The 23,807-nt window shown below is 37.5% G+C and carries 22 protein-coding genes and 5 pseudogenes; 7 read left to right on the top strand and 20 right to left on the bottom strand.

From position 1 onward, the window contains the following. Window positions 1-185 precede the first annotated feature (185 nt). The 3 genes and pseudogenes from STRINF_RS04920 to gla all read right to left on the bottom strand — a co-directional run bounded on the left by STRINF_RS04920 (window position 186) and on the right by gla (window position 2,895). Window positions 186-1,133, bottom strand: coding sequence for a serine hydrolase domain-containing protein (locus STRINF_RS04920; RefSeq protein WP_006531937.1), 948 nt, complete (start codon window positions 1,131-1,133; stop codon window positions 186-188). Continuing rightward, window positions 1,130-1,877 (bottom strand): annotated as a pseudogene (locus STRINF_RS04915) (CppA family protein). The gene STRINF_RS04920 and the pseudogene STRINF_RS04915 overlap by 4 nt, the downstream one beginning before the upstream one ends. Window positions 1,878-2,049: 172 nt before the next feature. Further along, window positions 2,050-2,895, bottom strand: a complete 846-nt coding sequence (gene gla / locus STRINF_RS04910) for an aquaglyceroporin Gla (protein ID WP_006531935.1) — start codon at window positions 2,893-2,895, stop codon at window positions 2,050-2,052. Between the two features lie 121 nt (window positions 2,896-3,016). Between gla and STRINF_RS04905 the strand changes: the two genes are divergently transcribed. Then, window positions 3,017-5,299 carry a Xaa-Pro dipeptidyl-peptidase gene (locus STRINF_RS04905; protein WP_006531934.1) on the top strand — a complete coding sequence of 761 codons (2,283 nt, stop codon included), beginning with the start codon at window positions 3,017-3,019 and terminating at the stop codon, window positions 5,297-5,299. Between the two features lie 34 nt (window positions 5,300-5,333). Here STRINF_RS04905 and STRINF_RS04900 read toward each other — a convergent pair whose 3' ends face one another. The 7 genes from STRINF_RS04900 to STRINF_RS04870 are packed head-to-tail and all read right to left on the bottom strand — an operon-like array spanning window position 5,334 to window position 11,661. Next, window positions 5,334-6,986, bottom strand: a complete 1,653-nt coding sequence (locus STRINF_RS04900; protein ID WP_043878349.1) for an ATP-binding protein — start codon at window positions 6,984-6,986, stop codon at window positions 5,334-5,336. After that, window positions 6,979-7,656 (bottom strand): winged helix-turn-helix domain-containing protein, encoded by a 678-nt coding sequence (locus STRINF_RS04895; protein ID WP_006531932.1) that lies wholly within the window; start codon window positions 7,654-7,656, stop codon window positions 6,979-6,981. The genes STRINF_RS04900 and STRINF_RS04895 overlap by 8 nt, the downstream gene beginning before the upstream one ends. Next, entirely contained in the window at window positions 7,653-8,306 is a 654-nt protein-coding gene (phoU, locus tag STRINF_RS04890; protein WP_006531931.1) for a phosphate signaling complex protein PhoU, read from the bottom strand. The genes STRINF_RS04895 and phoU overlap by 4 nt, the downstream gene beginning before the upstream one ends. After that, complete coding sequence (gene pstB / locus STRINF_RS04885) at window positions 8,303-9,052, bottom strand: phosphate ABC transporter ATP-binding protein PstB (protein WP_006531930.1); 750 nt, start codon at window positions 9,050-9,052, stop codon at window positions 8,303-8,305. Before pstB ends, phoU begins: the two co-directional genes overlap by 4 nt. After that, window positions 9,045-9,923, bottom strand: coding sequence for a phosphate ABC transporter permease PstA (pstA, locus tag STRINF_RS04880; RefSeq protein ID WP_006531929.1), 879 nt, complete (start codon window positions 9,921-9,923; stop codon window positions 9,045-9,047). The genes pstB and pstA overlap by 8 nt, the downstream gene beginning before the upstream one ends. A gap of 1 nt (window position 9,924) precedes the next feature. Next, window positions 9,925-10,770 carry a phosphate ABC transporter permease subunit PstC gene (gene pstC / locus STRINF_RS04875; protein WP_006531928.1) on the bottom strand — a complete coding sequence of 282 codons (846 nt, stop codon included), beginning with the start codon at window positions 10,768-10,770 and terminating at the stop codon, window positions 9,925-9,927. Between the two features lie 9 nt (window positions 10,771-10,779). Then, entirely contained in the window at window positions 10,780-11,661 is an 882-nt protein-coding gene (locus STRINF_RS04870; RefSeq protein ID WP_015695661.1) for a substrate-binding domain-containing protein, read from the bottom strand. A 240-nt stretch (window positions 11,662-11,901) separates the two neighbouring features. Between STRINF_RS04870 and STRINF_RS04865 the strand changes: the two genes are divergently transcribed. Beyond that, window positions 11,902-12,201 (top strand): YbaB/EbfC family nucleoid-associated protein, encoded by a 300-nt coding sequence (locus STRINF_RS04865; RefSeq protein ID WP_006531926.1) that lies wholly within the window; start codon window positions 11,902-11,904, stop codon window positions 12,199-12,201. Between the two features lie 43 nt (window positions 12,202-12,244). Here the strand turns inward: STRINF_RS04865 and STRINF_RS04860 are convergent, their stop codons facing one another. From STRINF_RS04860 to STRINF_RS04850, 3 genes are all read right to left on the bottom strand, one after another. Next, window positions 12,245-12,979 (bottom strand): MerR family transcriptional regulator, encoded by a 735-nt coding sequence (locus STRINF_RS04860; protein WP_015695663.1) that lies wholly within the window; start codon window positions 12,977-12,979, stop codon window positions 12,245-12,247. 102 nt (window positions 12,980-13,081) lie between these two features. Beyond that, window positions 13,082-13,669 carry a 3'-5' exonuclease gene (locus STRINF_RS04855; protein ID WP_006531924.1) on the bottom strand — a complete coding sequence of 196 codons (588 nt, stop codon included), beginning with the start codon at window positions 13,667-13,669 and terminating at the stop codon, window positions 13,082-13,084. A gap of 74 nt (window positions 13,670-13,743) precedes the next feature. After that, window positions 13,744-14,289: a DUF536 domain-containing protein gene (locus STRINF_RS04850; RefSeq protein ID WP_015695665.1), complete on the bottom strand. Its 546-nt coding sequence runs from the start codon at window positions 14,287-14,289 to the stop codon at window positions 13,744-13,746. Between the two features lie 221 nt (window positions 14,290-14,510). Here STRINF_RS04850 and STRINF_RS04845 point away from each other — a divergent pair, with 221 nt between their 5' ends. Further along, the gene (locus STRINF_RS04845; RefSeq protein ID WP_006531922.1) at window positions 14,511-15,683 is read left to right on the top strand and encodes a BaiN/RdsA family NAD(P)/FAD-dependent oxidoreductase; all 1,173 of its coding nucleotides are present in this window, start codon (window positions 14,511-14,513) and stop codon (window positions 15,681-15,683) included. Window positions 15,684-15,822: 139 nt separating this feature from the next. Further along, on the top strand, window positions 15,823-16,092 hold the full coding sequence (gene rpsN / locus STRINF_RS04840; protein ID WP_006531921.1) for a 30S ribosomal protein S14: 270 nt from the start codon (window positions 15,823-15,825) through the stop codon (window positions 16,090-16,092). A 56-nt stretch (window positions 16,093-16,148) separates the two neighbouring features. Here rpsN and STRINF_RS04835 read toward each other — a convergent pair whose 3' ends face one another. After that, window positions 16,149-16,472: a GNAT family N-acetyltransferase gene (locus STRINF_RS04835; protein WP_223903579.1), complete on the bottom strand. Its 324-nt coding sequence runs from the start codon at window positions 16,470-16,472 to the stop codon at window positions 16,149-16,151. After that, complete coding sequence (locus STRINF_RS10520; protein ID WP_223903578.1) at window positions 16,442-16,621, bottom strand: hypothetical protein; 180 nt, start codon at window positions 16,619-16,621, stop codon at window positions 16,442-16,444. The genes STRINF_RS04835 and STRINF_RS10520 overlap by 31 nt, the downstream gene beginning before the upstream one ends. 107 nt (window positions 16,622-16,728) lie before the next feature. Here STRINF_RS10520 and STRINF_RS04830 point away from each other — a divergent pair, with 107 nt between their 5' ends. After that, window positions 16,729-17,130 carry a MarR family winged helix-turn-helix transcriptional regulator gene (locus tag STRINF_RS04830; protein ID WP_043878348.1) on the top strand — a complete coding sequence of 134 codons (402 nt, stop codon included), beginning with the start codon at window positions 16,729-16,731 and terminating at the stop codon, window positions 17,128-17,130. A 50-nt stretch (window positions 17,131-17,180) separates the two neighbouring features. On the opposite strand, the pseudogene tsaD reads toward STRINF_RS04830, so the two are convergent. From tsaD to tsaB, 3 genes and pseudogenes are all read right to left on the bottom strand, one after another. Further along, window positions 17,181-18,192: pseudogene (gene tsaD, locus STRINF_RS04825) on the bottom strand (tRNA (adenosine(37)-N6)-threonylcarbamoyltransferase complex transferase subunit TsaD). 14 nt (window positions 18,193-18,206) lie between these two features. Then, window positions 18,207-18,624 (bottom strand): annotated as a pseudogene (gene rimI / locus STRINF_RS04820) (ribosomal protein S18-alanine N-acetyltransferase). A gap of 1 nt (window position 18,625) precedes the next feature. Next, window positions 18,626-19,318, bottom strand: coding sequence for a tRNA (adenosine(37)-N6)-threonylcarbamoyltransferase complex dimerization subunit type 1 TsaB (gene tsaB / locus STRINF_RS04815; protein WP_006531914.1), 693 nt, complete (start codon window positions 19,316-19,318; stop codon window positions 18,626-18,628). A gap of 188 nt (window positions 19,319-19,506) precedes the next feature. On the opposite strand from tsaB, the pseudogene STRINF_RS09945 reads away from it, so the two are divergent. Both STRINF_RS09945 and rnjA read left to right on the top strand, forming a co-directional pair. Continuing rightward, a pseudogene (locus STRINF_RS09945) lies at window positions 19,507-19,738 on the top strand (DNA-dependent RNA polymerase subunit epsilon). 1 nt (window position 19,739) lies between these two features. Then, window positions 19,740-21,422, top strand: coding sequence for a ribonuclease J1 (rnjA, locus tag STRINF_RS04810; protein WP_006531913.1), 1,683 nt, complete (start codon window positions 19,740-19,742; stop codon window positions 21,420-21,422). Window positions 21,423-21,518: 96 nt separating this feature from the next. Here the strand turns inward: rnjA and STRINF_RS04805 are convergent. Then, window positions 21,519-22,181, bottom strand: a pseudogene (locus STRINF_RS04805) (CHAP domain-containing protein). Between the two features lie 186 nt (window positions 22,182-22,367). Further along, window positions 22,368-23,807, bottom strand: coding sequence for a glutamate synthase subunit beta (locus STRINF_RS04800; RefSeq protein WP_006531910.1), 1,440 nt, complete (start codon window positions 23,805-23,807; stop codon window positions 22,368-22,370).

Here is a 23,807-nt window from a genome sequence, read left to right as displayed (position 1 = left end):
GCACAATGATCGGCGCCGACAACAGCCGGATGAAAAAGTGCTCAGAAGTCAATAAATTGGACTTATCTGTTTGATGTATTAATACCTGAACCTGTGTAGCCATTGGCAAAGCCCTATGAATCATACCTGAGTCAAAGTGTTCCGTATAACTACGGAGGAGTTCTAATTGAACTTTTAATTTATCATTATTTTCCTTGATCGACCGTTTCACAAACCAACTCCTTCTTCATTATCTCAATCAAAGCATCTCTGTCCTTAATCCATTGAGCCCTCTCATCCTTGTAATAGGTACGATTACTGAGGAAAATCCCCGCACGTTGACGAGGGATATTGATAAGCACAAAGGTACCTGTATAACCAGTATGAATAATCCAATCACCTTGAAGGTCCCACGCGACACTACGCTCCTTCTTGGATTGACTGATATTTTGCGTCAGATTTTTAGCAAAATCATCCTTCAAATAATGGTTAACAAAGATTTCCAAGTCCTTTAGAGTTGAAAAGAGACCTGCTGAACCTGTATGCTCTTTGAGCACTCGAGCCTTGGGATCGTGAACAGTTCCTCCCGGAATTCCCTCTACCGTTGGCACAGCACCTTTAAACGGCCCAAAACCTGTCTTAGTCATGTCAAAGGGTTCAAAGACAGTTTCTTTGAAAATCTCATCTAAAGATTTTCCAAAAATACCTTCTAACATGAAACCAAGCAATAAAAAGTTAATATCTGTGTACAAGAAATCTTTTTTATCTTCTACCGTAATGTGATTAATAGCCTCTTTTAACTCCTTGGCGTTAAGTGCATCACGATTCGGAATAAAAGGATTAATTCCACTGCTATGTGTTAAGAGCTGGCGAAGCGTCACTTTTTCCTCATGAAAATCAGGATAATACTGCTTAAGCGGTGCATCAATATCCAACTTTCCTTCACGGACAAGTAAAATAACAACCGTTCCGACACCAACCACCTTAGATACAGAGGCCAGATCATAAACTAAACCAGAAACAACAGGAGTCTTACCATCAATCGTTCCAATATAATGCTCATTCCATTGATTGTCTTTAAAAAGAGCTAAACTAGCTCCATGATAAATATTGCGATCAATTTGATTATTGATAATGTCTAGCAAATCTGTCATTTGATAAACCAAATTTCAACTTGACTAGGATCCGAAAGAACCAAAACACTTTTCTTTTTTATCTAAATAGATAGATTGCCCTTTAGCCTCTAAATCATCAGCCAAAGCTTTAAGATCGTAGTTCTTAGAAACCTTAAATTCTAGGATTTCCAAATCCCAAGTTTTTTGAGGCTCAACAGTTAAATCTGCTCCATTTCCTTGTTCAAACTGAAGATCTAACGGCAATTTACCACCGAATACGGTTTGATAGAAGGCTTGTGTGCCAGCTTTGTCAGCAACATTAAGTGTCAAACTTTCAAAATGGAACTCAGAAACTTCTTTTAAATCATCATTTTCAGGAAATGTTTTGTTCTCAATTTCTCTTAATTCATGGATGTTATCTTCTGAATGCAAGAGGAAAAGGTCACCTTCTGGAGATACTGTCTCAAAAGCATAACCACGTTTACCTTTGAAAAGTCGTTCCACATCGATGCCGTTACCTAAAATACCTTCAATTTCAGCTGCTTTAGGAATTTTAACGACAATTCTATTAATCTTTTTGTCACCTTCAACAGCACGAGTATCTGGTGCAGGTGATTCTTCAATGACAAAATGAGCATTTCGTTGTTTTGTTGAAAATACAGCAATAGCATTTTCTTCATTCACTAACTTAAAGCCTAATTTTTGATAAAAATCGATGTTGTGATCACGATTATTGATACGTAAAACGGGGTGCCTAAACGTGACTCCGTTAAATAAAGTCATAATTATCTCCTCACAGTGTTTTTTGTTAGATGATGTTATACAAGTTCTTACAAAATAAGGACCAGGTCTTTTCTATTTTAGAAAAAAATAGTCAGTTTGACAAGAAATTATGCTCTCCTGGCATAATAAAAAAGAACCCGAAGGTTCTTTTCTGGTTTATTATCTTGTAATCTTATAGGTATAAGAATTTGAACAAGGCAACTGCAGCAACACCAGCAAGGATTGGAGCTACAACTGGTACCCATGAATACCACCATTTAGAATCGCCTTTATATTCACCAAGAATTGATTTTGGAAGCAACGCATGGACGATACGTGGACCAAGATCACGTGCAGGGTTAAGACCAGGACCAGTAGGACCACCAAGTGATGCAACAAGTGTCATTACAAGGAAACCAAGTCCTAAGTGAGCAACAGCAAGTGAACCTGTAGTGTAAGGAGCAACTTGAGTTGCAGCTGTAGAAGCATCATAACCTACAGCAGTCAATTTTACAACTAATTCTGCACCGAAGTAGTTTTTAGTAAGTGCCATAGCACCGAAGAAAAGTACGAATGAACCTAGGAACTCATTCAAGAAACCATTAATCCAAGCAGCTTTGTGACTTTCTTTTGTACCGTCGTCAACAGCTGAGATAGTTGAGAATGAACCAAGGATAGCATTTGGATTTTCAGTTTTAAGGTAGTATGGCTTGTGTGTCATAACGACAAGCAATTGACCAAACATTGCACCAAGTAATTGAGCAGTGATGTACTGTGGAACGTGTGACCAGTCAAACAAACCTGAAACTGCAAGTGCAAGTGTGAAGGCTGGATTAATGTGGTTACCTGAAACGTTACCAAACATGAGTGCAGGAATCATAACACCAAAACCATACCCAAGTGCGATGATAACCCACCCAGAGTTATTCCCTTTTGTCCCCTTAAGTTCCACATTAGCAACTGCACCATTACCAAGAATGATGAGTAAAGCTGTCCCGATAAATTCTGTGATGTATTTCACAGTCCATGAAAAGTCCATGTCTTTTTGTTTCCTCCAAAAAAAAATATAGTTTAGACAACTAACATTTTATCAAGTATAATAGATAATGTAAAGGTTATCTGTAAAATTAAAACGTTTACTTTTAGAAGGAGAAATTTTCATGAAATATAACCAATTCTCTTACATACCAAGGCTTGCCGATGCTTGTGAACAAGAATTACAAGCTCTTGGATTTGAGCTTAACAAACGTCAATCTGATAAAGAGACACTGGAGCACTTCTGTCGTAAGATTTTCTTTAATTATAAAGACACGGATTACCCACTTCACAATCTTATTGCAGATTTTGAGACAGACTTACTGACATTTTTCAAATCTGATCGTCCTCTAACGGCAGATATTTTTTATACCATCGCCCTTCAATTACTTGGATTCACACCACACGTTGATTTTACAGATACAACTGACTTTTTAGAGAAAATCGATTTTCCAATCAATTATCAAAAAGGACACGTTATTGAGGCCCTTTACCACCTCCTTGTTAGCCGCCAAAAAGGCGGAATGACTTTACTTGATGATTTAATCAGTAAAGGTCTGATTCCAGTTGATAATGATTATCATTTCTTCAACGGCAAATCTTTAGCAACCTTTGATACGAATGACTTGATTCGTGAAGTTGTCTACGTTCAATCTCCTCTTGATACCGATCAAGATGGACAATTGGATTTGATTAAAGTCAATATCATTCGTCCAAATACAAGCCATCAAGTACCAACTATGATGACAGCAAGTCCTTACCACGAAGGGACAAATGGCGTTGCTAACGACAAGAAACTTTACAAAATGGAAGGCGACTTAGCCATCAAATCTGCTGGTAAAATCAGTGTGGAGACACGTGACTTCGAGCCACTTGAAACTCCTGAGCTAGACCTTCCAGTCGGTGATGCTGAAGAAAGTTTTAGCTTTATCGATTCTTATACTTTGAATGACTATTTCTTAGCTCGTGGATTTGCTAATATCTACATTTCTGGTGTTGGAACCGCTGGATCAAATGGCTTTATGACAAGTGGTGACTACGCTCAGGTAGAAAGTTTTAAAGCTGTTATTGATTGGTTAAATGGCAGAGCAATCGCCTTTTCTAGCCATCGTCGTGATCAAAAAGTGCTAGCTGATTGGTCAAATGGTTTAGTTTGTACCACTGGTAAATCTTATCTTGGAACTATGTCAACTGCCCTTGCCACAACCGGCGTTGAAGGACTAAAAGTCATCATTGCCGAATCAGCTATTTCATCTTGGTATGACTACTACCGTGAAAATGGTCTTGTCTGCAGCCCTGGTGGTTACCCTGGTGAAGACCTCGATGTCCTTACCGAATTGACTTACTCACGTAATTTGCTTTCTGGTGATTATCTCCGTAACAATGCACACTATCAAGAACTTTTAGATGAACAATCTTCAGAACTTGATCGTACTTCTGGTGATTATAATCAGTTCTGGCATGACCGCAACTATCTTCCACATGCTGATAAAGTGAAAGCTACTTGTGTTTACACACATGGTCTTCAAGACTGGAACGTTAAACCACGTCACATTTTTAACATTTTTAACGCATTGCCAAGCTCTGTTGAAAAGCATGCCTTCCTTCACAATGGCGAACATGTTTACATGCATAATTGGCAATCCATTGATTTTAGAGAAAGCATGAATGCTTTGCTTTGTCAAAAAATGTTGAATCAAGATAATTACTTTGATTTACCAACTCTGATTTGGCAAGACAATAGTCAAGAACAAACATGGACAAGCAACTTAACACAATTTGGTAGTGCTAACCAAGAAACATTGCCTCTTGGAAAAGACCTTCAAATCATTGACAACCATTATGGCAAAGATGACTTTGAACGTTATAGTAAAAACTTCCGCACATTCAAGAGTGACTTATTTGCAGGAAAAGCAAATAGTATCTGCCTTGATATTCCTGTTAATCAAGATTATCACATCAATGGTCAGGTAACATTACATTTGACACTTAAATCAAGTGAAAATAAAGGTCTCTTGTCAGCACAAGTTTTAGATTATGGTCAGAAGAAACGCTTCAAAGACGTTCCAACCAATCGAGCTCTACATGCTATCGATAACGGCCGCAACTTCTCACGTGAAGCACTTAAAGAATTACCATTTGTCAAAACACAAGAACGTGTCATCACAAAAGGTGTTCTCAATCTTCAAAACCGAAATGATTTGCTAACAGTTGAAGACATCAAACCAAATGAATGGATGACACTTGATTTCACTCTCCAACCAAGCATCTATAAACTTAAAAAAGGTGATAGCTTACGTGTTCTTCTCTACACTACAGACTTTGAACACACTATCCGCGACAATAGCAATTATATTTTAACCGTTGATTTAGACCAATCAAGCATTAGTCTTCCGGTAGAAAAATAATTATAAAAAGGTTGAACCCTAGGTTCAACCTTTTTTATTTATGAAATGTTAGTAACATCTGTGTTCCAATATTTTCCTGACTTCTGACTTGGATAGTAGCCTCATGAAGTTTTAAAGCATGTTTGACAATAGACAAACCAAGACCAGTTCCACCAACTTTTCTTGAGCGACTTTTATCAACACGATAGAAGCGTTCAAAAATCCGTTCTTGTTCTTCTTTTGGAATGCCAAGACCAGTATCCTTAATAGTTAAGAAAACGTATTTTTCATCCGATGTTATTGTAACTTCGACGCTTCCTTTATCACGGTTATAAGTAATAGCATTATCGCAGAGATTGTACAAAACTGAGTGAATCAAAGCAGGATTTCCTAGCATCATGGTTGGCTGACCTGTTAAGTGTAAATGGATCTGTCTCTGACTAGCTTTGGTAGACAAACTATCAAGAACATTTTTAGCAATTGCATAGATGTCCAATGTTTCCATAGGTACCTGATCAGTCTCATCCAAATGTGAAAGATTGATAATATCTTCAACTAGTTGAACCATGCGCTTAGATTCTTTGTAAATTTTGCCTGCAAAATAAGGAACATCCTCACTTGAAACCATTCCATTAACCAGCATCTCTGAGTATCCCGAGATAACATGTAAAGGTGTCTTTAATTCATGTGAGACATTAGCCGTAAATTCATGACGCAGCTGCTCAATTTGTAATTGTTCCGTCACATCAAATAAAAGAATGACCAAACCTGTTACATGACCATCAAATAAAATCGGGCGAATCAGAACTTTATAACTCTCTTTGTCAAAATGAATAATTCCCTCTTGCTTATGACCAGCTAGACCTGATTTTAACCATTTATGAAACGACAAGTCTCTCGTAATTTGTAAGATGTCTTTTCCAAGACAAGTTTGATCTGTCTGAAAAAGTTGTTGCGCCGCGTCATTAATACTAATCACCTGACACTTAGCATCCAACAAAATAATACCTTCTTTAATTTTTGAAATGATGGTATCAAATTCTTCTTTTTTCTGGTTTAACAAGGCTTCTTGCTTACTCAACGCTTTTTGATGATGATCAATTCGTCTTAACAAAGGAGAAATTTCATCATAAGCTTCATTTTGCAGTGGCTGATCTAGATCTAAATCATTTAGAGGAGCCACAATACGTTTGGCAGTATATCGCGCAACCCAGATTGATAAAGCAATAGCTAATATGATAATCAAGCCAAATGGTTGAAACATGCGAATATACAGTAATAATAAGCTGTGCTGTGTCACTGATAATCGGATAACCGTTCCGTCATCAAGACGCTGTGCTAAATACAAGGACTTAGTTGTTAAAGTAGATGAATAGCGCGTGCTTTCTCCATAACCATCAGCCAAAGCTTCCTTGAATTCTTTCCGATTGGCATGATTATCCATCTTCTTTGCATTAGAATGACTATCATAAAGAACATCTCCTTTATGGTCAATCCAAGTCATTCGAACTCCTGATACCTTAAGGTGATTAAAATAGCTTTTTCCCTCAAGATTGACCCCTTGGGCAACTAAGGACGTCTCTGTCTGAAGTTGTTCTTTTTGTACTTGAGCAAAATAGCTATAGAGAACTCCCATAATCAGCATAATTGCTAAAAAGAGAATTCCCAAAGTTACCATAAGTGTCGAACGAAAAATTTTCTTAACCATTATCATCCTCCAGACGATATCCTACGCCACGAATGGTTTGAATATAGTGACCTGCATCGCCAAGCTTTGTTCGAAGCGTCCCAATATGAACATCCACAGTTCTCGTTTCACCTAAAAAATCATCTCCCCAGACTTGTTTAAGTAGATCTTGTCTGGTAAATACACGATTGGGATTTTTCAGCAAAAGAGCAAGAAGTTCAAACTCTTTTAGGGTTAAATGAATCACTTGATTATCTTTTTTTACAACATAATTTTGAACATCTAGTGATAAATTTCCAAGTTTCAAGATCTTAGAAACATGTCCTTTTTCGCTTCGACGCAAAACTGCCTTAATTCGAGAAATCATCTCCATCATACCAAATGGCTTCACAAGGTAATCATCAGCTCCCATATCTAAACCTTTTACCTTGTCATATTCTGTTCCTTTAGCTGTTGCCATAATGACTGGGATACCTGCAGTCGTAGGTGTTTGTTCTAACTTTTCTAAAATGGCTAAACCATCACTTCCAGGCAACATAATATCTAATAAAATCAAATCTGGTTGTTGGATAGATATAGCTTGCCAAAAATCATCTCCATCAGGAAATCCCTGAGCTTCAAAGCCAGCTGTTTTTAAAGTATAGAGCATCAATTCACGAATATCATCATCGTCTTCAACACAGTAAATCATATGTCATCTCCATCTAGTTGCCCCGTAATGGAAAAAATTACCCATTTAGCAATATTAACCGTATGGTCTCCAATACGTTCAATGTACTTGGCTACCATCAAGACATCAATAGCATGCTCACCATCAACATCCTTACCTGAGAAATATGTCATCAGATTTACCTTTATTGTATCAAAATCTTGGTTAACTGTACTGTCAGAACAGATAACCTGATTTGCCATCTTTTCATTCTCATATACAAAGGCATCAATACTGGTTGTCACCATTCCTACAACGTGATTAGCCATTTTTTTCAAATATTCTAATTCTGGCCCGGGTTGAATATGTCCTTGGTTCACAATCTCACCAATTTCCGCAGCTTGAGCGCCAATGCGTTTCATATCATAAACCATCTTAAGAGCTGCTGAAACATATCTCAAATCTTTGGCTACGGGCTGTTGACGTAAGAGTAATTTTAAACACTGCTCTTCGATGTCACGCTCAAATTGTTCAATTTTTTGATAAGTTTTAATCACATTGTTAACCAAATATGAATCATCTTTCTTCAAAAATTGAACAGATTTTGAAATGGCATCCTCACACAAAGCTCCCATCAGAATGACATTTTTCGTTAGCTCTTCCAGCTGATTTTCAAATGTTGAACGAATCATCCAAATCTCCCCGTAATATAATTTTCTGTTCTTTCATCTTGTGGCAGTGAAAAGAGCTGACTCGTTTGATTACACTCAATCAACTCCCCCATTAAAAAGAAAGCTGTTTGGTCTGAGACCCTAACTGCTTGTTGCATATTATGTGTTACCATAACAATACTGTATTTATCTTTTAAAGTAACTGCCAAATCTTCAATCTTTGATGTTGATATAGGATCAAGTGCGCTAGTTGGCTCATCCATCAGCAAGATCTCTGGTTCAATAGCCAAAGCACGCGCAATACAAAGACGCTGTTGCTGTCCACCTGATAAGCCCATAGCTGATTTTTTCAAACGATCTTTAACCTCATCCCAAATAGCTGCTTGTTTTAAAGAGCGTTCAACAATTTCATCCAATTGAGCTTTCGCATGAATGCCATGTGTCCTTGGACCAAAAGTGATATTGTCATAAATACTCATTAGAAATGGATTTGGTTTTTGAAACACCATTCCGACTTTCTTGCGCAACCTATTGATATCAACATCTTGGTAAATATCCTCACCGTCTAGAATAACTTTTCCAGTAATGCGGCAATCTTTAACCAAATCATTCATACGGTTCAAACTTTTTAGCAAAGTTGACTTTCCACATCCTGATGGTCCAATGAAGGCAGTAATACCATTTGCTGGAATTTCCAAATTAATCGATTTTAAGGCATGAAAATCACCATAATACAAATCTAAATTATTAACAATTAACTTACTCATCACCCATCTCACTTCCTAAACGTCTAGCCACAAAACTAGATAAAATATTAATACCAATAACCAATCCTAAAAGAACTACCGCTGTTGCATAAGTCTGATTAAGATATAACCCCTCACCAGATATTGCATACATGTGAACTGCTAAAGTTCGAGATGAACTAAAGACACTTCTTGCCACTTCTGCCACAGTCCCAGCTGTAAAAATCAAAGCTGCTGACTCTCCAATAATACGACCAATCGCTAAAATAATACCTGAGAAAATACCTGGTATTGCACTTGGTAAAACTATCTTAAAAATTGTCCGTAATTTTCCAGCTCCTAAAGCAAATGCTCCTTCTCGATAACCATCTGAAACAGATAGCAAAGCTTCTTCTGTTGTACGCATAATCAAAGGAAGAATCATAATACTTAAAGTAATCGCACCAGATAGCAAAGATAATCCAAAGTGCGCATACTTAACAAAGAAAAGTGCCCCAAACAAACCATAAATAATCGATGGAATTCCTGAAAGCGTTTCGGTAGCAATCCTAATAATTGAAACTAATGGATTATCCCTTCTAGCGTATTCCGTTAGGTAAATAGAAGCACCAATTCCAATCGGAACAGCAATCAAAAGAGTCAATAAAGTTATCAGCAAGGTATTAATCAGAGCCGGTAACAAGGAAACATTTTTTGTCGTATAAGTTAAGGCAAATAGCCCTTTACTAAGATGAGGTGCTCCTTTGATTAGAATATAAATGACAATAAAAGCAATGACTGAAAAACTCAGAAATGCCGTTAAATACACCATGCAAAATAAAATCATTGAAAGAGGATCTTTTTTACGAGAGTTAATACTTTGTTTGATATTTCTCTGATTGATATTTTTCATTCTAATCCTCTTTCCGTAACAATGAGAAAATAATATTAACAATCAGAACAAATAGAAATAGAATGACTGCCGTTCCAATTAGAGCCTGCCTATGAAGTCCTGATGAATAACCCATTTCCATAACAATATTGGTTGTTAGTGTTCGAACCCCTGAGGTTAATGAGCTTGGTAAAATCGCCTGATTACCTGCTACCACAATAACAGCCATAGTCTCTCCAACAGCGCGACCAAGTCCGAGAATAACGGATGCCAATATGCCGCGTTTGGCAGCTGGAAGTACCACAAAAAATATACTTCTTTCATGAGAAGCTCCTAAAGCTAACCCTCCTTCGTAATAATGATTAGGCACAACCCTAATCGCTGACTCCGACACACTAACTATAGTTGGCAAAATCATTATCCCCAAAAGAATCGATGCCGTTAGTACTCCCATACCATAGCCACCAATGTAATTACGCACAAAGGGAACAAGGACAACTAAACCAAAGAAACCATAAACAACCGACGGAATTCCTGCCATTAAATTAATAGCTGACTTCAAAAGCTTATAAAGAACAGGTGGACAAAATTTTGCCATAAAAACTGCCGTAAAGATACCAATCGGAACCCCTATGACTAAAGCTCCCAGCGTCACATAAAGTGACCCAACAATCATTGGTAAAATGCCAAATTCATTACTTAATGGACGCCAAATTTCTCCCAGAAGAAAATTTTTAATGCCAATTTCTTTAATAGCAGGTAGTCCATTTGCCAACAAGAAAATGCATATCAATAAAACTGAAACGATTGAAATACAGGCTGTTAAAAAGAATAGCCCCTGCATGATTTTTTCTTTTTTGTGATTCATGACATCCTCTTAATCAGTCAAGTCTTTCCAGGCTGTTATTTTGCCAGAAAAGATATCCTTTACCTGTTGGCTGGTCAAATTTTCTACCTCATTAGCCTTATTGACAACAAGTGCAATGCCATCCATTGCAATAACAGTTGATGAAACACCTTTTGCTTTTTCAACTTCCTCTAATTCACGAGAAGCCATACCAATATCCGATGTTCCATCAATAGTGTCAGTGATACCGGTTGATGAGTCACTTTGTTGAATATCGACTTTAACACCTGGATTAACTTTGCCATAAGCTTCTTTCAATTTTTCCATAACTGGAGTTACCGAACTAGATCCAGAAACCACTACTTTTCCAGTAGTCACACTTGTTTGATAAGGCTCTTTTTGCTCAAGAGGAATATAGCCATTCTCCTTAACAATCTTTTGACCATCACTACTTAAGATATAAGCCATGAAATCCTTTGCTGACTTACTGATTTCTGATTTTGTCACAATATTAAATGGACGAGAAATCTTATAAGAACCATCCTTAATTGTCTCAACACTAGCTTTTTGGCCATCGATATTCAAAACTTTGACACTGTCATTAAGAGCACCTAGTGATGCATAACCAATTGCTGACTTATCTCCAGCAACAGTCGTTAATGTGACCGATGTTGAGCTCGTTACGATAGCACTTGATGTAGTCATATCAACTGTATCGCCTTTACTATTTTTTCCTTTTAAATCAAAAAGCTCAACAAAAGCACCGCGTGTCCCTGATCCTTCTTCACGAGAGACAACATTAATCTGCCCCGTTCCTGACTCAGTTTTAGATGATTTTCCACAAGCAGATAAGACTGAACTTGCTCCCAAACTAAGTAGAGCTAAACCGGCTAACATTTTCCATTTTTTCATGGCTTTCTCCTTTAACATCTTTATAGTCGTCATTATAAGCAGTTAATGTCAAATCCATTACCTGTTTTTTGTAAAGTTTTTGTAAAATCCTCTCTTATCAGACCAAAAACAATAATCATAACCCTAATTCCAAACTTTAAGTTCTATAGGAAAGATGCTATAATATTAATATCTTTTTCAAGATAAATTTCCAAATTAATAAAGGCTCAAACCCTCGCTACGAAAGGAATCTAGATTATTATGATGAACATGCAAAACATGATGCGCCAAGCTCAAAAACTCCAAAAACAAATGGAGAAAAAACAAGCTGAATTGGCTAGCACAACTTTCACTGGAAAATCAGCTCAAGAATTAGTTGTTGCTGAATTCACAGGTGACAAAAAATTGGTTAACATCTTATTCAAAGATGCTATCGTTGACCCAGATGATATCGAAACTCTTCAAGATATGACAACACAAGCTATCAACGATGCTCTTTCTCAAATTGATGATGCCACACAAAAAACACTAGGCGCATTTGCAGGAAAATTACCATTTTAATGACATAATCAAAAAAGCTCGAACCTTTTAAGGTTCGAGCTTTTTAAGCTTCTTTTGCTGTTTCTAAACAATAAGATTTTTCATGACAATGTGGGCAAGTTAATTTTCGCGTTTTAGGAGTATGACGAGCAAATGCGAATTCCCTATACGTTGGTTGGAAAAGTTGATGGCAATTGGGACAGATATAAGCTACTTTACGTGAAAAATGATAAGACAATATTAATAATGTGCCAACATATACTAAGCCAATACCGATACTAACACCTTGCCAAACAACAGATTGTGGACGATTTTCAAGCCAAGCAACACAAATAACAAAAATAAGAATCGTTGCTAGATTACTAATCCACATCCGTTTTTGCAAACGACGCCAAGCTAATTGATTTTTCATGGTAAGAGAAATGTCTGATAAAAATTCTAGCGACTGACCTGTTTGATTTTTTACCCTGTCAAGCAAGTTGACAGTAGTGTCAAGTTTGGCTTTCTTCTCAGCAAGCTCACGCTTTGTTTCCTTGATATGCTCAACAAGCAATAACTCTAAAACTTGCCTTGCATTTTCCTCAGCAAACAGCCGTTTTATCTGTTCAATTGAAAAATCAAGTTCCCGTAAAAAACAAATCATGCGCAACTGTTCCAAATCACTATCCACATAGATTCGCCGTCCACCTTCTGTCAAATCAGATGGCGACAAAATACCACGTTTATCATAATATTGAACCGTCCGAACTGAAACACCTGCCAACTTCGCCAAATCGCCAGTTGTATAAGAGCGAGACATTCCTTTCACCTCCTTTCTGCCCTTATTATAGGACATGCCCCAACGTCACAAGCAAGGGGTTACCCTAGATGATTTTTTATTTTTTGAAAAATAGCAGAGCTTTTAGCTAAAAAAGCCACCTAAAGCAGCAAATGGATTGTCACCATGCTCTTCTTCTTGTTGAGTCAAGTAAGATTTATTCTCATCAAATTCCATGAATTTCTCATAAACTAGTGCTGTCATACGAGCATCTTCCAAAGAATTATGCCCGTGACCAGATATTCCTAAAAAGTCAGCAACACTTGTTAATTTAAGATTAGCAATACCATTTAAATCTGAGCTACGACGTTCATAAGCTTCATCATAAAGATCAACCTTGTAAAAATCTGTCAAGTCTAAATCATTTTCAGCTAACAAAGGAAGGTCTGATTTCAAGGCATTGTAGCCAACGAGAGCTGTTTTCCCAACAAAATCTTTAAAATCAGCCAAGACTTTATCTAATTTTGGTGCCTTAGCAATTTTTTCAGATGTAATACCTGTTAAGCCATTAATAAAAGATTGTAAAGGAATATCTGTGTAAACGTAAGTGTCAAAGTTGTCAACTTCTACACCATCTCGAAATTTTACAGCAGAAACCTGAATAATGTGACTGATCTCAGCAACAGTATTAAATTCCAAGTCAAAGGAAATATACTCAGATAGCTTTTCCATAATTCCTCCCTAAAAACATCATCATTTCTTTATAAAACAAGCTGGAACTTTCGTCCCAGCTCCGCCTAATAAGCCTATTTTTTACCAAAGAGACGAGCAAATAATCCTTTCGGAGTGGCTGCTTGTTCTTCTTGCTCTTGAATAGCTTCTTCTGTTTTTGTTTGAATTTCTTCAAACTCAGCCTTAGCTTCATTAAGTTCAAGTTGAAGACGTTTGCTATCTTCCATAGCAGCTAGTGTCAATTGTTGTTGTTGATCTAGTTGCTTGTCTTTCTCACCGATTTGAACATCTTTCACTCGAAGTTGTTCATCTTTTGAAGCCAATTGTTTGTCCTTAGCTTTTAGTTGCTCATAGAGACGTGTAATCTCTGTATTTTTTTCATCAACTAGAATTTCCAAAAGTTCACGTTGTTTTGTTTCTTCATCAATTGGATCATCTTCAAAAATAGTTTTTTTATAGATTTCCTCTAATTTGATCAAGCCACTACGATTAACTACTGTAACACCTTTTTCATTTTTATCTACATCTTCTTCTGGGAGATTCTTAACACGATTATTAACCGCTTGGCGGCTAACTCCTAGAATCTCAGCAATTTCACTAACTGTTTTCTCGATTGCCATAATATCCTCTTTTACATTGAAATACTTATGAAAAGGATAACACATGAACACTTGATTGTCAATTTTTAGCCAGTTACTTGACTGCTTAAAGCTTGAATTGATAGGCTTTTTTCGCAATCGTGTCAACTTTCTATCATTTTCTGTAAACTCGCTACTCTATTTCAAAAATATCTATTAGCATTTGACTACGGGATAGAAATATTTTATGATACAATGATTATATGAAACTATACGATACAATTATCATCGGCGGGGGACCTGCTGGAATGATGGCTGCTATTTCCAGCAGCTATTATGGCTACAAAACATTACTGATTGAAAAAAATAAACGCCTCGGCAAAAAATTAGCCGGTACAGGTGGCGGTCGTTGTAACGTCACAAATAACGGCACTATCGATGACCTGATGGAAGGCATCCCTGGCAATGGACGTTTTCTTTACAGTGTCTTTTCTCAATTTGATAACCATGATATTATGCGCTTCTTTGAAGAAAATGGCGTTGCTTTAAAAGTTGAAGACCATGGGCGCGTCTTCCCAAAAACTGATAAATCCAAAACAATCATCGATGCTCTAGCACATAAAATTAGCGAACTCGGTGGTACAGTCTTAACAAATACTGAAGTTGTTTCTGTAAAAAAAATTGATGAGCTTTTTCACCTTAAATCAGCTTCAGATGAATTTGTTTGTGGAAAACTTATTGTCACAACTGGTGGTAAAGCTTATCCATCAACTGGTTCGACTGGATTTGGCTATGAAATCGCTCGTCACTTCAAGTTAAACTTAACCGAACTTGAAGCAGCAGAAAGTCCTTTATTAACAGATTTTCCACACAAGGAACTTCAGGGAATTTCTCTGAGCGATATCAGCCTATCTTATAGGAAACATCACATTACACACGATTTACTCTTTACCCACTTTGGACTATCTGGACCTGCTGCGCTTCGCATGTCTAGTTTTATTAAAGGTGGAGAAACTATCACACTCGATGTTATCCCCAATATATCCACAGAAGACCTTCTTGCATTTTTAGAAGAACATCGTGAAAAATCACTTAAGAATACTCTTAAAATGCTTGTCCCTGAGCGCTTAGCAAACTTTTTTGCTCAGCCATTTCCTGAAAAAGTCAAACAACTGACCCCAAATCAAGAAAAAGAGCTTGTGGATAAAATAAAAGCTTTACCAATCAAGGTCGCTGGAAAAATGTCTCTCGCAAAATCCTTTGTAACCAAAGGTGGCGTTGACTTAAAAGAAATCAATCCTAAAACTCTTGAAAGCAAGCAAGTTCCAGGCTTGCACTTTGCTGGCGAAGTCCTTGATATCAATGCCCACACAGGTGGTTTTAATATCACGGCTGCCTTGTGCACAGGCTGGGTTGCTGGAAGTTTACATTATTAACAATTGTTGAGAAATCCAATTTTGGATTTCTTTTTTATATTTTTAAAAATATATTTAACTAGTTAAGGTTTTTCGCTTGATTCTTGACCTAAAAGTGTTATAATTAATTTTGTTAACCAGTTAACTAAAAGGAGATATTATGGCTAAAAAATCAAAAATCGCTAGATACAATAAACAATTAAAACTCATTGAACAATACGCAGACTTGCGTCGCGAACTAAAAGCTAAAGGTGATTACGAAGCCCTTCGTAAATTACCACGCGACTCAAATCCAAATCGCTTGAAAAACCGTGACCGCATTGACGGTCGTCCTCATGCTTACATGCAAAAATTTGGCATGAGCCGTATCAACTTCCGTAATCTTGCTCACGAAGGAAAAATCCCAGGGGTCACAAAAGCCAGCTGGTAATAGATCTAGAAAGAAAAAAGTTTTTATCACCAAAAAGCAGACGTAGTCTGTCTTTTTTAGTTAATGTAATAAGTGTAATAACGGTTATCCACAGTGAAACGTGGAAAATCTTCAGGTAAATCTGCCGAAGTAATTTCTTTTAATCCAGATTTTTGATAAAAATATTGAGCAGCTTCAAAATCTGAGGTTGTTCCAAGAAATATCGACCTTTTACTATTTTCATAACAATAAGTAATAAATTCTTCTAATAACTTTTTCCCTAAACCTAATTTTCGATAAGTTTTTGCAACAAACATTTTCTTTAAAGCAACATTCCCATCTCTAAGTGCAACTAAACCAAGACATCCAATTACATGACCACTGCTGCTATCCACAGCCACCCAAAACTGTCCACCTTTATTTTGGTATGAACGTTCAAATCAGGTTGATCAGATAGCGTGATTGGAAGTAGAAATTCATTTTGTTGAATATCTAAAATCATCTCTTTTACTGACTGATTAAATTTTGGCTCAAAAATTCTGATTTTCATAAACTCTCCCCTTTTATTTAATTGTATTTGCAATAATATTTCTCATATTATAGCGTATTTTATTGTAAATGCAATATTTTTTGATAAAATTTATTCGAGGAGATAAGATGTTTAAAATCATTCGTACTATTGGTGACATTACGCATACTATTCAAATAGATTCTAACAATCACTTTAAAGAATTTGGCTTAAATAATAACCTTTATATCTATATCGTTCGTATCTGTGAACAACCTGGTATGTTTTTAGGGGAATTAGCTGATAATGTCCAAATTGATCGCACAACAGCCTTTAGAACCATCAAAAAACTTGTTAAACTTGGCTATTTTGAATTAAAGAAAGATTCTGTTAATCAAAAAATCAAGCGTCATTACCCAACAGAAAAAGCCATGGACATTTATCCACAACCTCATGAATATGAACAGCAACAATCTGATTTGCTATTATCAAACTTATCCACAGATGAAGTTTCTCAGCTCGAAAAACTCATGTCAAAATTAAACTACTAAACCTAGTAATAAATCAAAAGCCCCTGAAATTTTCAGGAGCTTATTTATATTTAATCCAATGTATCAAAGACAAGACTTGGTTTAGCATTTAAATCAAGTCCTGCAAAATGTCCTTTGTCGTATTCGATAGCTGCAGCTAGTGAAACCATTCCCGCATTATCACCACATAGACGCAGTGGTGGAATAACAACTTCTGCTTCTGTGATTTCATCCGCTAAACGTTCACGAAGGCCTTGGTTTGCCGCCACACCACCTGCTACCACAAGGGTTTTAACTGGATATTTCTCCAAAGCTTTTTTGGTTTTAGCCATTAGAACATCTAAAACAGCTGCTTGGAATGATGCTGACAAATCTTCATTTGATAGAGTTTCACTTTTTTGAGCCGCATTATGATGGAGATTAATAAAGGCTGATTTCAACCCTGAGAATGAAAACTCAAGATTGTCTTCTTTAATCATCGCACGTGGGAAATCATAGATATCTTTTCCTTTATGTGCCAATTGATCGATTTCACGTCCTGCTGGGTAAGTTAATCCCATCACACGACCAACTTTGTCATAAGCTTCACCTACAGCATCATCACGTGTTTCACCAACAATCTTATAATTACCTGGTTCAGACACATAGACAAGTTCTGTGTGAGCACCAGAAACCAATAAAGCCATCAATGGGTATTGAAGTTCTTTTACTTCACGTGCCGCCATTAAGTGTCCTGCCATGTGGTTGACTGGAATCAATGGCAAATTGTTAGCCCAAGCAAAAGCTTTAGCAGCCGCCATTCCAACCAGAATCGCACCAACCAAACCAGGTCCGTATGTGACCGCAACCGCATCTAAGTCGCTAACTTCAATGCCTGCAGTTTCCAAAGCATCCTTAAAGCAAGTTGTAATTACTTCAACATGGTGACGACTAGCAACTTCAGGCACAACACCACCAAAACGCTTGTGACTCTCGATTTGGCTTGCAATGACGTTACTTAAAATCTCACTTTCATTTTTCTAAAACCGCAACACTTGTTTCATCACAAGAACTCTCCACGGCTAAAATATATCTATCTTTCATCAATTAATTCCCTCTTATTTACCTTCGCGCTTCATGATAATCGCATCTTCTACTGGTTCATGATAATATTGCTTACGCTTACCAATAATGCCAAAGCCACATTTTTTATACAAAGCTTGTGCAGGAGTATTTGACGCTCTTACTTCCAAGAAAATCGGGAAATCAACATGGTCCAAATTAGCCAACAATTGACTACCTAAACAATGTCCTTGATAGGCTTTTTTAATGGCAATATTTGTAATTTCTAGTTCTCCAGCCAATTGTGAAATGGCTAAAAATCCTACAATTTTTTCATCTTTTTTGAACAAAAAAGTAATCAACATTATCCTGTTGCATGTCTGATAATATCTGTTTTTCAGACCAAGGAGATACTGGATAAACATCTGACAATATCTCATAAACAGCAGTGACACTTGCCTGTAAATCTTTCATATTAGATGCGATTGACATAGTTTGCACTTGGATTTTCTATGTGTGTTTTAAGCCAATTTTCTTCTGCTTCGACACATTTTAGATAACTTGGCACAAAGCTATCCACATCAACTGGTTGTAACTCTTGACCACGTTTACCAATAGCATAAGCTGACGGCAAAACAGAAAGAACCTTAGCTTGCGGAAGACTCTCAGCAATTTGATTGCTGAAATTAGCCACTTCACCAACAAACATAACAGATTCTTCATCCTTAACTGCTTCAAGAACATCGGCAAAGTTCATGTGTTGGTCGTCTTTAAGAGATTGACCATCTTTGTAAAAACCAGCATACACATTATTACGACGAGCATCAATCACTGGGACAACTAAGCCATCAAAATCAGCTGCAGCGGCAAGCGCGTAAAGACTAGAAACACCTACCAACTCAATATTTAAAGTGTATGCCAGTGTTTTTGCAGTCGCAACTGCCACACGTAGCCCAGTGTATGAGCCAGGACCTTGAGCTACTGAAATTCTATCCAAGTCAGTTGGTTTTAAATCAACTGCTTTCATCAAAAAATCAATCGCAGGCATCAAATTAATGCTGTGATTTTTCTTAATATTGACCGTTACATCGGCTAGTAAATTTTCACCATCCAAGATGGCAACAGACAAAGCCTTACTTGAAGTATCAAAGGCTAAAACTTTCATCATTTAAATTCCCTCACTTGATTATACTTCTTATTTTATGATATAATTTTAATAATTGCAACGAATCAAGCTTAAATCAATTACTCAGAAAAAATTTAATAAGAACTGGTCAAGTAGCAAGTATGTACAAGCTAGTTGACGTGTTTTGTGTAGTTTGATTAACCACAGATATATCAAGAAAGGAAAAAACTATGATTTATAAAGTTTTTTATTCAAGAAACAAAAGAACGTAACCCACGCCGCGAACAAACTAAAGCTCTTTATTTAGAAATTGACGCAGCTAACGAACTTGAAGGACGTATCAAAACTCGTGAACTTGTAGAGGCAAAAACACCTTACAACGTTGAATACATTGAACTTCTTTCAGATAAACACCTAGCTTACGAAAAAAAAACAGGTGTCTTTAAATTAACGGAGTTATAACATGTCACAAATCAATTTAAAACCTGAAGAAGTTGGGGTTTACGCAATTGGTGGTCTTGGAGAAATCGGAAAAAATACTTACGGTATTGAGTACAAAGATGAAATTATCATCGTTGATGCTGGTATCAAATTCCCTGAAGATGACCTTCTCGGAATTGATTATGTCATTCCAGATTATTCTTATATCGTTGAAAATATTGACCGTATCAAAGGGCTCGTTATTACCCATGGTCATGAGGACCACATTGGTGGAATCCCATTTCTCTTAAAACAAGCTAATATCCCAATCTACGCTGGACCATTGGCTCTTGCACTTATCAAAGGAAAGTTGGAAGAACACGGACTTCTCCGTGATGCTAAACTCTATGAAATTAATGCTAATACAGAATTAACATTTAAAAACCTTAGCGTTACTTTCTTCCGCACAACCCACTCAATTCCAGAACCTCTTGGAATCGTTATCCACACACCACAAGGTAAAATTGTCTGCACAGGGGACTTCAAATTTGACTGGACACCAGTTGGTGAGCCAGCAGATATCCACCGCATGGCTGCCCTTGGTGAAGATGGCGTTCTCTGTTTATTATCAGACTCAACCAATGCTGAAATTCCAACCTTTACAAATTCAGAAAAAGTCGTTGGACAATCTATCATGAAGATTATTGAAGGCATTCATGGACGTATTATTTTTGCGTCATTTGCTTCAAATATCTACCGTCTCCAACAAGCTGCCGAAGCTGCCGTTAAAACAGGACGTAAAATTGTTGTTTTCGGACGTTCAATGGAAAAAGCCATTGTAAACGGTATTGAACTTGGTTACATCAAAGTTCCAAAAGGAACATTTATCGAACCAAGCGAAATCAAAGACTACCACGCTAGTGAAATCTTGATTATGTGTACAGGTAGCCAAGGTGAATCAATGGCTGCGCTAGCACGTATTGCTAATGGTACACACCGTCAAGTTACACTACAACCTGGCGATACTGTTATCTTCTCTTCTAGCCCAATTCCTGGTAATACAACAAGTGTTAACAAACTTATCAACACTATCCAAGAAGCTGGTGTAGAAGTTATCCACGGAAAAGTTAACAATATCCACACATCTGGTCACGGTGGACAACAAGAGCAAAAACTTATGCTCCGCTTGATGAAACCAAAATTCTTCATGCCAGTTCACGGTGAATACCGCATGCTTAAAATCCACGCTGGTTTAGCGGTGGACACAGGTGTGCCAAAAGACAATATCTTTATCATGGAAAATGGTGATGTGCTAGCTCTTACAGCCAACTCAGCTCGTCGTGCTGGACACTTTAACGCCCAGGATATCTATGTTGATGGTAATGGTATCGGAGATATCGGTGCTGCCGTACTTCGTGACCGCCGTGATTTATCTGAAGACGGTGTTGTTCTTGCCGTTGCTACTGTTGACTTTGATAGCCAAATGATTTTGGCGGGTCCAGACATTCTTAGTCGTGGATTTATCTACATGCGTGAATCTGGTAACCTTATTCGCGAAAGTCAACGTGTTCTCTTCAATGCTATCCGCATTGCTTTGAAAAACAAAGATGCAAGTATCCAATCTGTTAACGGTGCTATCGTTAACGCGCTTCGTCCATTCCTATACGAAAAAACTGAACGTGAACCAATCATTATTCCAATGATTCTCACACCAGATGATAAATAATCAAAAAGCTAGTTGATCACATCAACTAGCTTTTTATCAACAACTTATCCACAGAAATAAAAAAGCCTGGAATTTTTCCAGACTTATTCTATCTTGTTAATAACTTTCTGGATAGATATAGCTGACTGTTCCAGCAGTGTTACTCTTTGTTGGATCAAACCAACCACGATAATTATCAATCCATTGTTTATTGCCATAATTAGATTCTGAAACTTGAATTTGCCCACTAGCATTTACAGCTGTCACGTAAGCCACATGCCCATAACTATCTGGATCAGTCCAACAGACAATAGCTCCTACTTCAGCTTATGTCCCAATCACATAACCTTGTGAAGCGGCATTGGCTGCCCAGTCGCTAGCATTTCCCCACCAATTACTTGCCCAAGTAGCTACCTGCTTAACACCCCAAGTGCATTGCCCAACAGGGTAAGTATTAGTCGAGCTGTCCTGCTTTGATGCTGGCACATCAGTTTGGCTTGCCTCAGAATTCCTACTTGATGTTAACAAATTAGTCACAAATGGATCAATTGGTGTCTTATCAGGTATCTGTAGCACTTGCCCAGGAACAATAGTGTCATAAATCGACATACCATTTAAGGCTGCTAAATCATAAGCACTCAGTCCATACATCTGCGCCACACTATAAAATGAATCAGCACTTTGCAAGGTATAAGTATCTGCTTTTACATTTACTTGTGAAAATAGCAAAGCACCTGACAATGTCGCCGTAGCTAGAACTAATTTTGTTTTATAATTCATAAAAATCTTCCTCCCTTTATGAACACTAGTACAGCAAGCCAATATTACAAATGATATAAAGGATTGTAAGCGTTATATTTCACGAAATCTCAATTTGCAAAATGAACGTTACAAAAAAAACTGCCCAATGGACAGTTTTTTTATGATTGAAAACAAGAAAGTGTGTTAAACGCTTAGATTAATTCATTATTGAGCAACCATGACACGAAGGCCTTGGTCGATTTGTTCAGCAGCCTTACGTCCTTCACGGATTCCCCAAATGACAAGACTTGGACCACGACGAGCATCACCAGCAACAAAGACACGATCGTTGTTAGTTGAATAATCATCATAAACACTTTGGACACCAAATTGTTCAAAAAGTGATTTTTCAGCACCAGTGAATCCCATTGCTAACAAGACAAGGTCAGCTTTAATCGTTTCTTCGGTACCTTCGATTGGTTTGAAACCAGGACCAACTTTAACAGTTTTAGCAGCAATAACTTGCCCTCGATCAGCACCAATAAACTCAGTTGTTGAGGTTGCATAAGCTGTCAGTTCTGTATCTTGAACATAGTCGGCTTCCTCTTGCCCATAACCGACGCGTTTAATCATTGGATACTGAGGCCATGGATTTGTTGGTAAGCGTTTTTCTGGCGGTTCTGGAGTGATTTCAAGTTGTTTAACACTAGCCGCTCCCAAACGAACAGCAGTTCCGATACAGTCATTACCAGTATCTCCGCCACCGATAACAAGAACATGCTTACCTTCTAAGGTGCGACCAAGTTTTTTATTGCCTGAAGCAAGAACATTTTTTGTTGTCTCTGTTAAAAAATCAACAGCGAAACGAACACCACTAAGGTGACGACCCGGAACTTCCAAATCACGAGGCACACTAGCACCAGTTGCTAAAATCACACGATCATATTGCTCCAAAAGTTCGTCAGCAGTAATATCGCGACCAATTTCAGTATTTGCGACAAAGTTAACTCCCAACTTAGACATGACATCAATACGACGTTGAACAATTTCCTTATCCAATTTCATATTTGGGATACCGTACATGAGAAGACCACCAAATCTGTCACCACGCTCATAAACAGTCACACTATGACCAAGTTTATTAAGTCTCCATGCTGCCGATAAGCCAGCCGGACCTGAACCAACCACAGCAATTTTAAAACCTGTACGCTGAGAAGGACGACCCGATTCTTCGACCCAACCATTTTCAAAAGCAGTATCAATGATAAATCGTTCATTGTCATGAATGGTAACACCTGAGCCATTTAATCCTTCTGTACACCCTTTTTCACATGGTGCAGGACAGACACGACCTGTCATCTCAGGAAGTGGGTTGGTACGGCTCAATCGCTCAAAGGCACGCTTGAAGTCTCCTTTGTAAACCAAATCATTCCACTCAGGAATCAGGTTATCGTTAGGACATCCTGATACTGCTCGGCCTCCACCATAAAAGGCACCTGAATGACAGAAAGGAATCCCACAAGCCATACAACGTGCGGCTTGTTTTTGACGGTCCTCTTCTGACAACGGAACTTGTAATTCCTCAAAGTCCAAGATGCGTTCAGCAACAGGACGAAACGGATTATCTTTACGTTCATATTTCAAAAATCCAAATGGATCAGCCAT

This window comes from Streptococcus infantarius subsp. infantarius ATCC BAA-102 (assembly GCF_000154985.1).
Lineage (GTDB): Bacteria > Bacillota > Bacilli > Lactobacillales > Streptococcaceae > Streptococcus > Streptococcus infantarius.
Note: the sequence above shows the minus strand (reverse complement) of the source record. Positions and strands in the feature narration are given on the sequence as shown.

What these genes read in the sequence shown, in the direction of transcription:
- STRINF_RS04920 (WP_006531937.1), bottom strand. Translation starts at nt 1,133, where the DNA reads ATGACAGATTTGCTAGACATTATCAATAATCAAATTGATCGCAATATT.
- gla (WP_006531935.1), bottom strand. Translation starts at nt 2,895, where the DNA reads ATGGACTTTTCATGGACTGTGAAATACATCACAGAATTTATCGGGACA.
- STRINF_RS04905 (WP_006531934.1), top strand. Translation starts at nt 3,017, where the DNA reads ATGAAATATAACCAATTCTCTTACATACCAAGGCTTGCCGATGCTTGT.
- STRINF_RS04900 (WP_043878349.1), bottom strand. Translation starts at nt 6,986, where the DNA reads ATGGTTAAGAAAATTTTTCGTTCGACACTTATGGTAACTTTGGGAATT.
- STRINF_RS04895 (WP_006531932.1), bottom strand. Translation starts at nt 7,656, where the DNA reads ATGATTTACTGTGTTGAAGACGATGATGATATTCGTGAATTGATGCTC.
- phoU (WP_006531931.1), bottom strand. Translation starts at nt 8,306, where the DNA reads ATGATTCGTTCAACATTTGAAAATCAGCTGGAAGAGCTAACGAAAAAT.
- pstB (WP_006531930.1), bottom strand. Translation starts at nt 9,052, where the DNA reads ATGAGTAAGTTAATTGTTAATAATTTAGATTTGTATTATGGTGATTTT.
- pstA (WP_006531929.1), bottom strand. Translation starts at nt 9,923, where the DNA reads ATGAAAAATATCAATCAGAGAAATATCAAACAAAGTATTAACTCTCGT.
- pstC (WP_006531928.1), bottom strand. Translation starts at nt 10,770, where the DNA reads ATGAATCACAAAAAAGAAAAAATCATGCAGGGGCTATTCTTTTTAACA.
- STRINF_RS04870 (WP_015695661.1), bottom strand. Translation starts at nt 11,661, where the DNA reads ATGAAAAAATGGAAAATGTTAGCCGGTTTAGCTCTACTTAGTTTGGGA.
- STRINF_RS04865 (WP_006531926.1), top strand. Translation starts at nt 11,902, where the DNA reads ATGATGAACATGCAAAACATGATGCGCCAAGCTCAAAAACTCCAAAAA.
- STRINF_RS04860 (WP_015695663.1), bottom strand. Translation starts at nt 12,979, where the DNA reads ATGTCTCGCTCTTATACAACTGGCGATTTGGCGAAGTTGGCAGGTGTT.
- STRINF_RS04855 (WP_006531924.1), bottom strand. Translation starts at nt 13,669, where the DNA reads ATGGAAAAGCTATCTGAGTATATTTCCTTTGACTTGGAATTTAATACT.
- STRINF_RS04850 (WP_015695665.1), bottom strand. Translation starts at nt 14,289, where the DNA reads ATGGCAATCGAGAAAACAGTTAGTGAAATTGCTGAGATTCTAGGAGTT.
- STRINF_RS04845 (WP_006531922.1), top strand. Translation starts at nt 14,511, where the DNA reads ATGAAACTATACGATACAATTATCATCGGCGGGGGACCTGCTGGAATG.
- rpsN (WP_006531921.1), top strand. Translation starts at nt 15,823, where the DNA reads ATGGCTAAAAAATCAAAAATCGCTAGATACAATAAACAATTAAAACTC.
- STRINF_RS10520 (WP_223903578.1), bottom strand. Translation starts at nt 16,621, where the DNA reads ATGAAAATCAGAATTTTTGAGCCAAAATTTAATCAGTCAGTAAAAGAG.
- STRINF_RS04830 (WP_043878348.1), top strand. Translation starts at nt 16,729, where the DNA reads ATGTTTAAAATCATTCGTACTATTGGTGACATTACGCATACTATTCAA.
- tsaB (WP_006531914.1), bottom strand. Translation starts at nt 19,318, where the DNA reads ATGATGAAAGTTTTAGCCTTTGATACTTCAAGTAAGGCTTTGTCTGTT.
- rnjA (WP_006531913.1), top strand. Translation starts at nt 19,740, where the DNA reads ATGTCACAAATCAATTTAAAACCTGAAGAAGTTGGGGTTTACGCAATT.
- STRINF_RS04800 (WP_006531910.1), bottom strand. Translation starts at nt 23,807, where the DNA reads ATGGCTGATCCATTTGGATTTTTGAAATATGAACGTAAAGATAATCCG.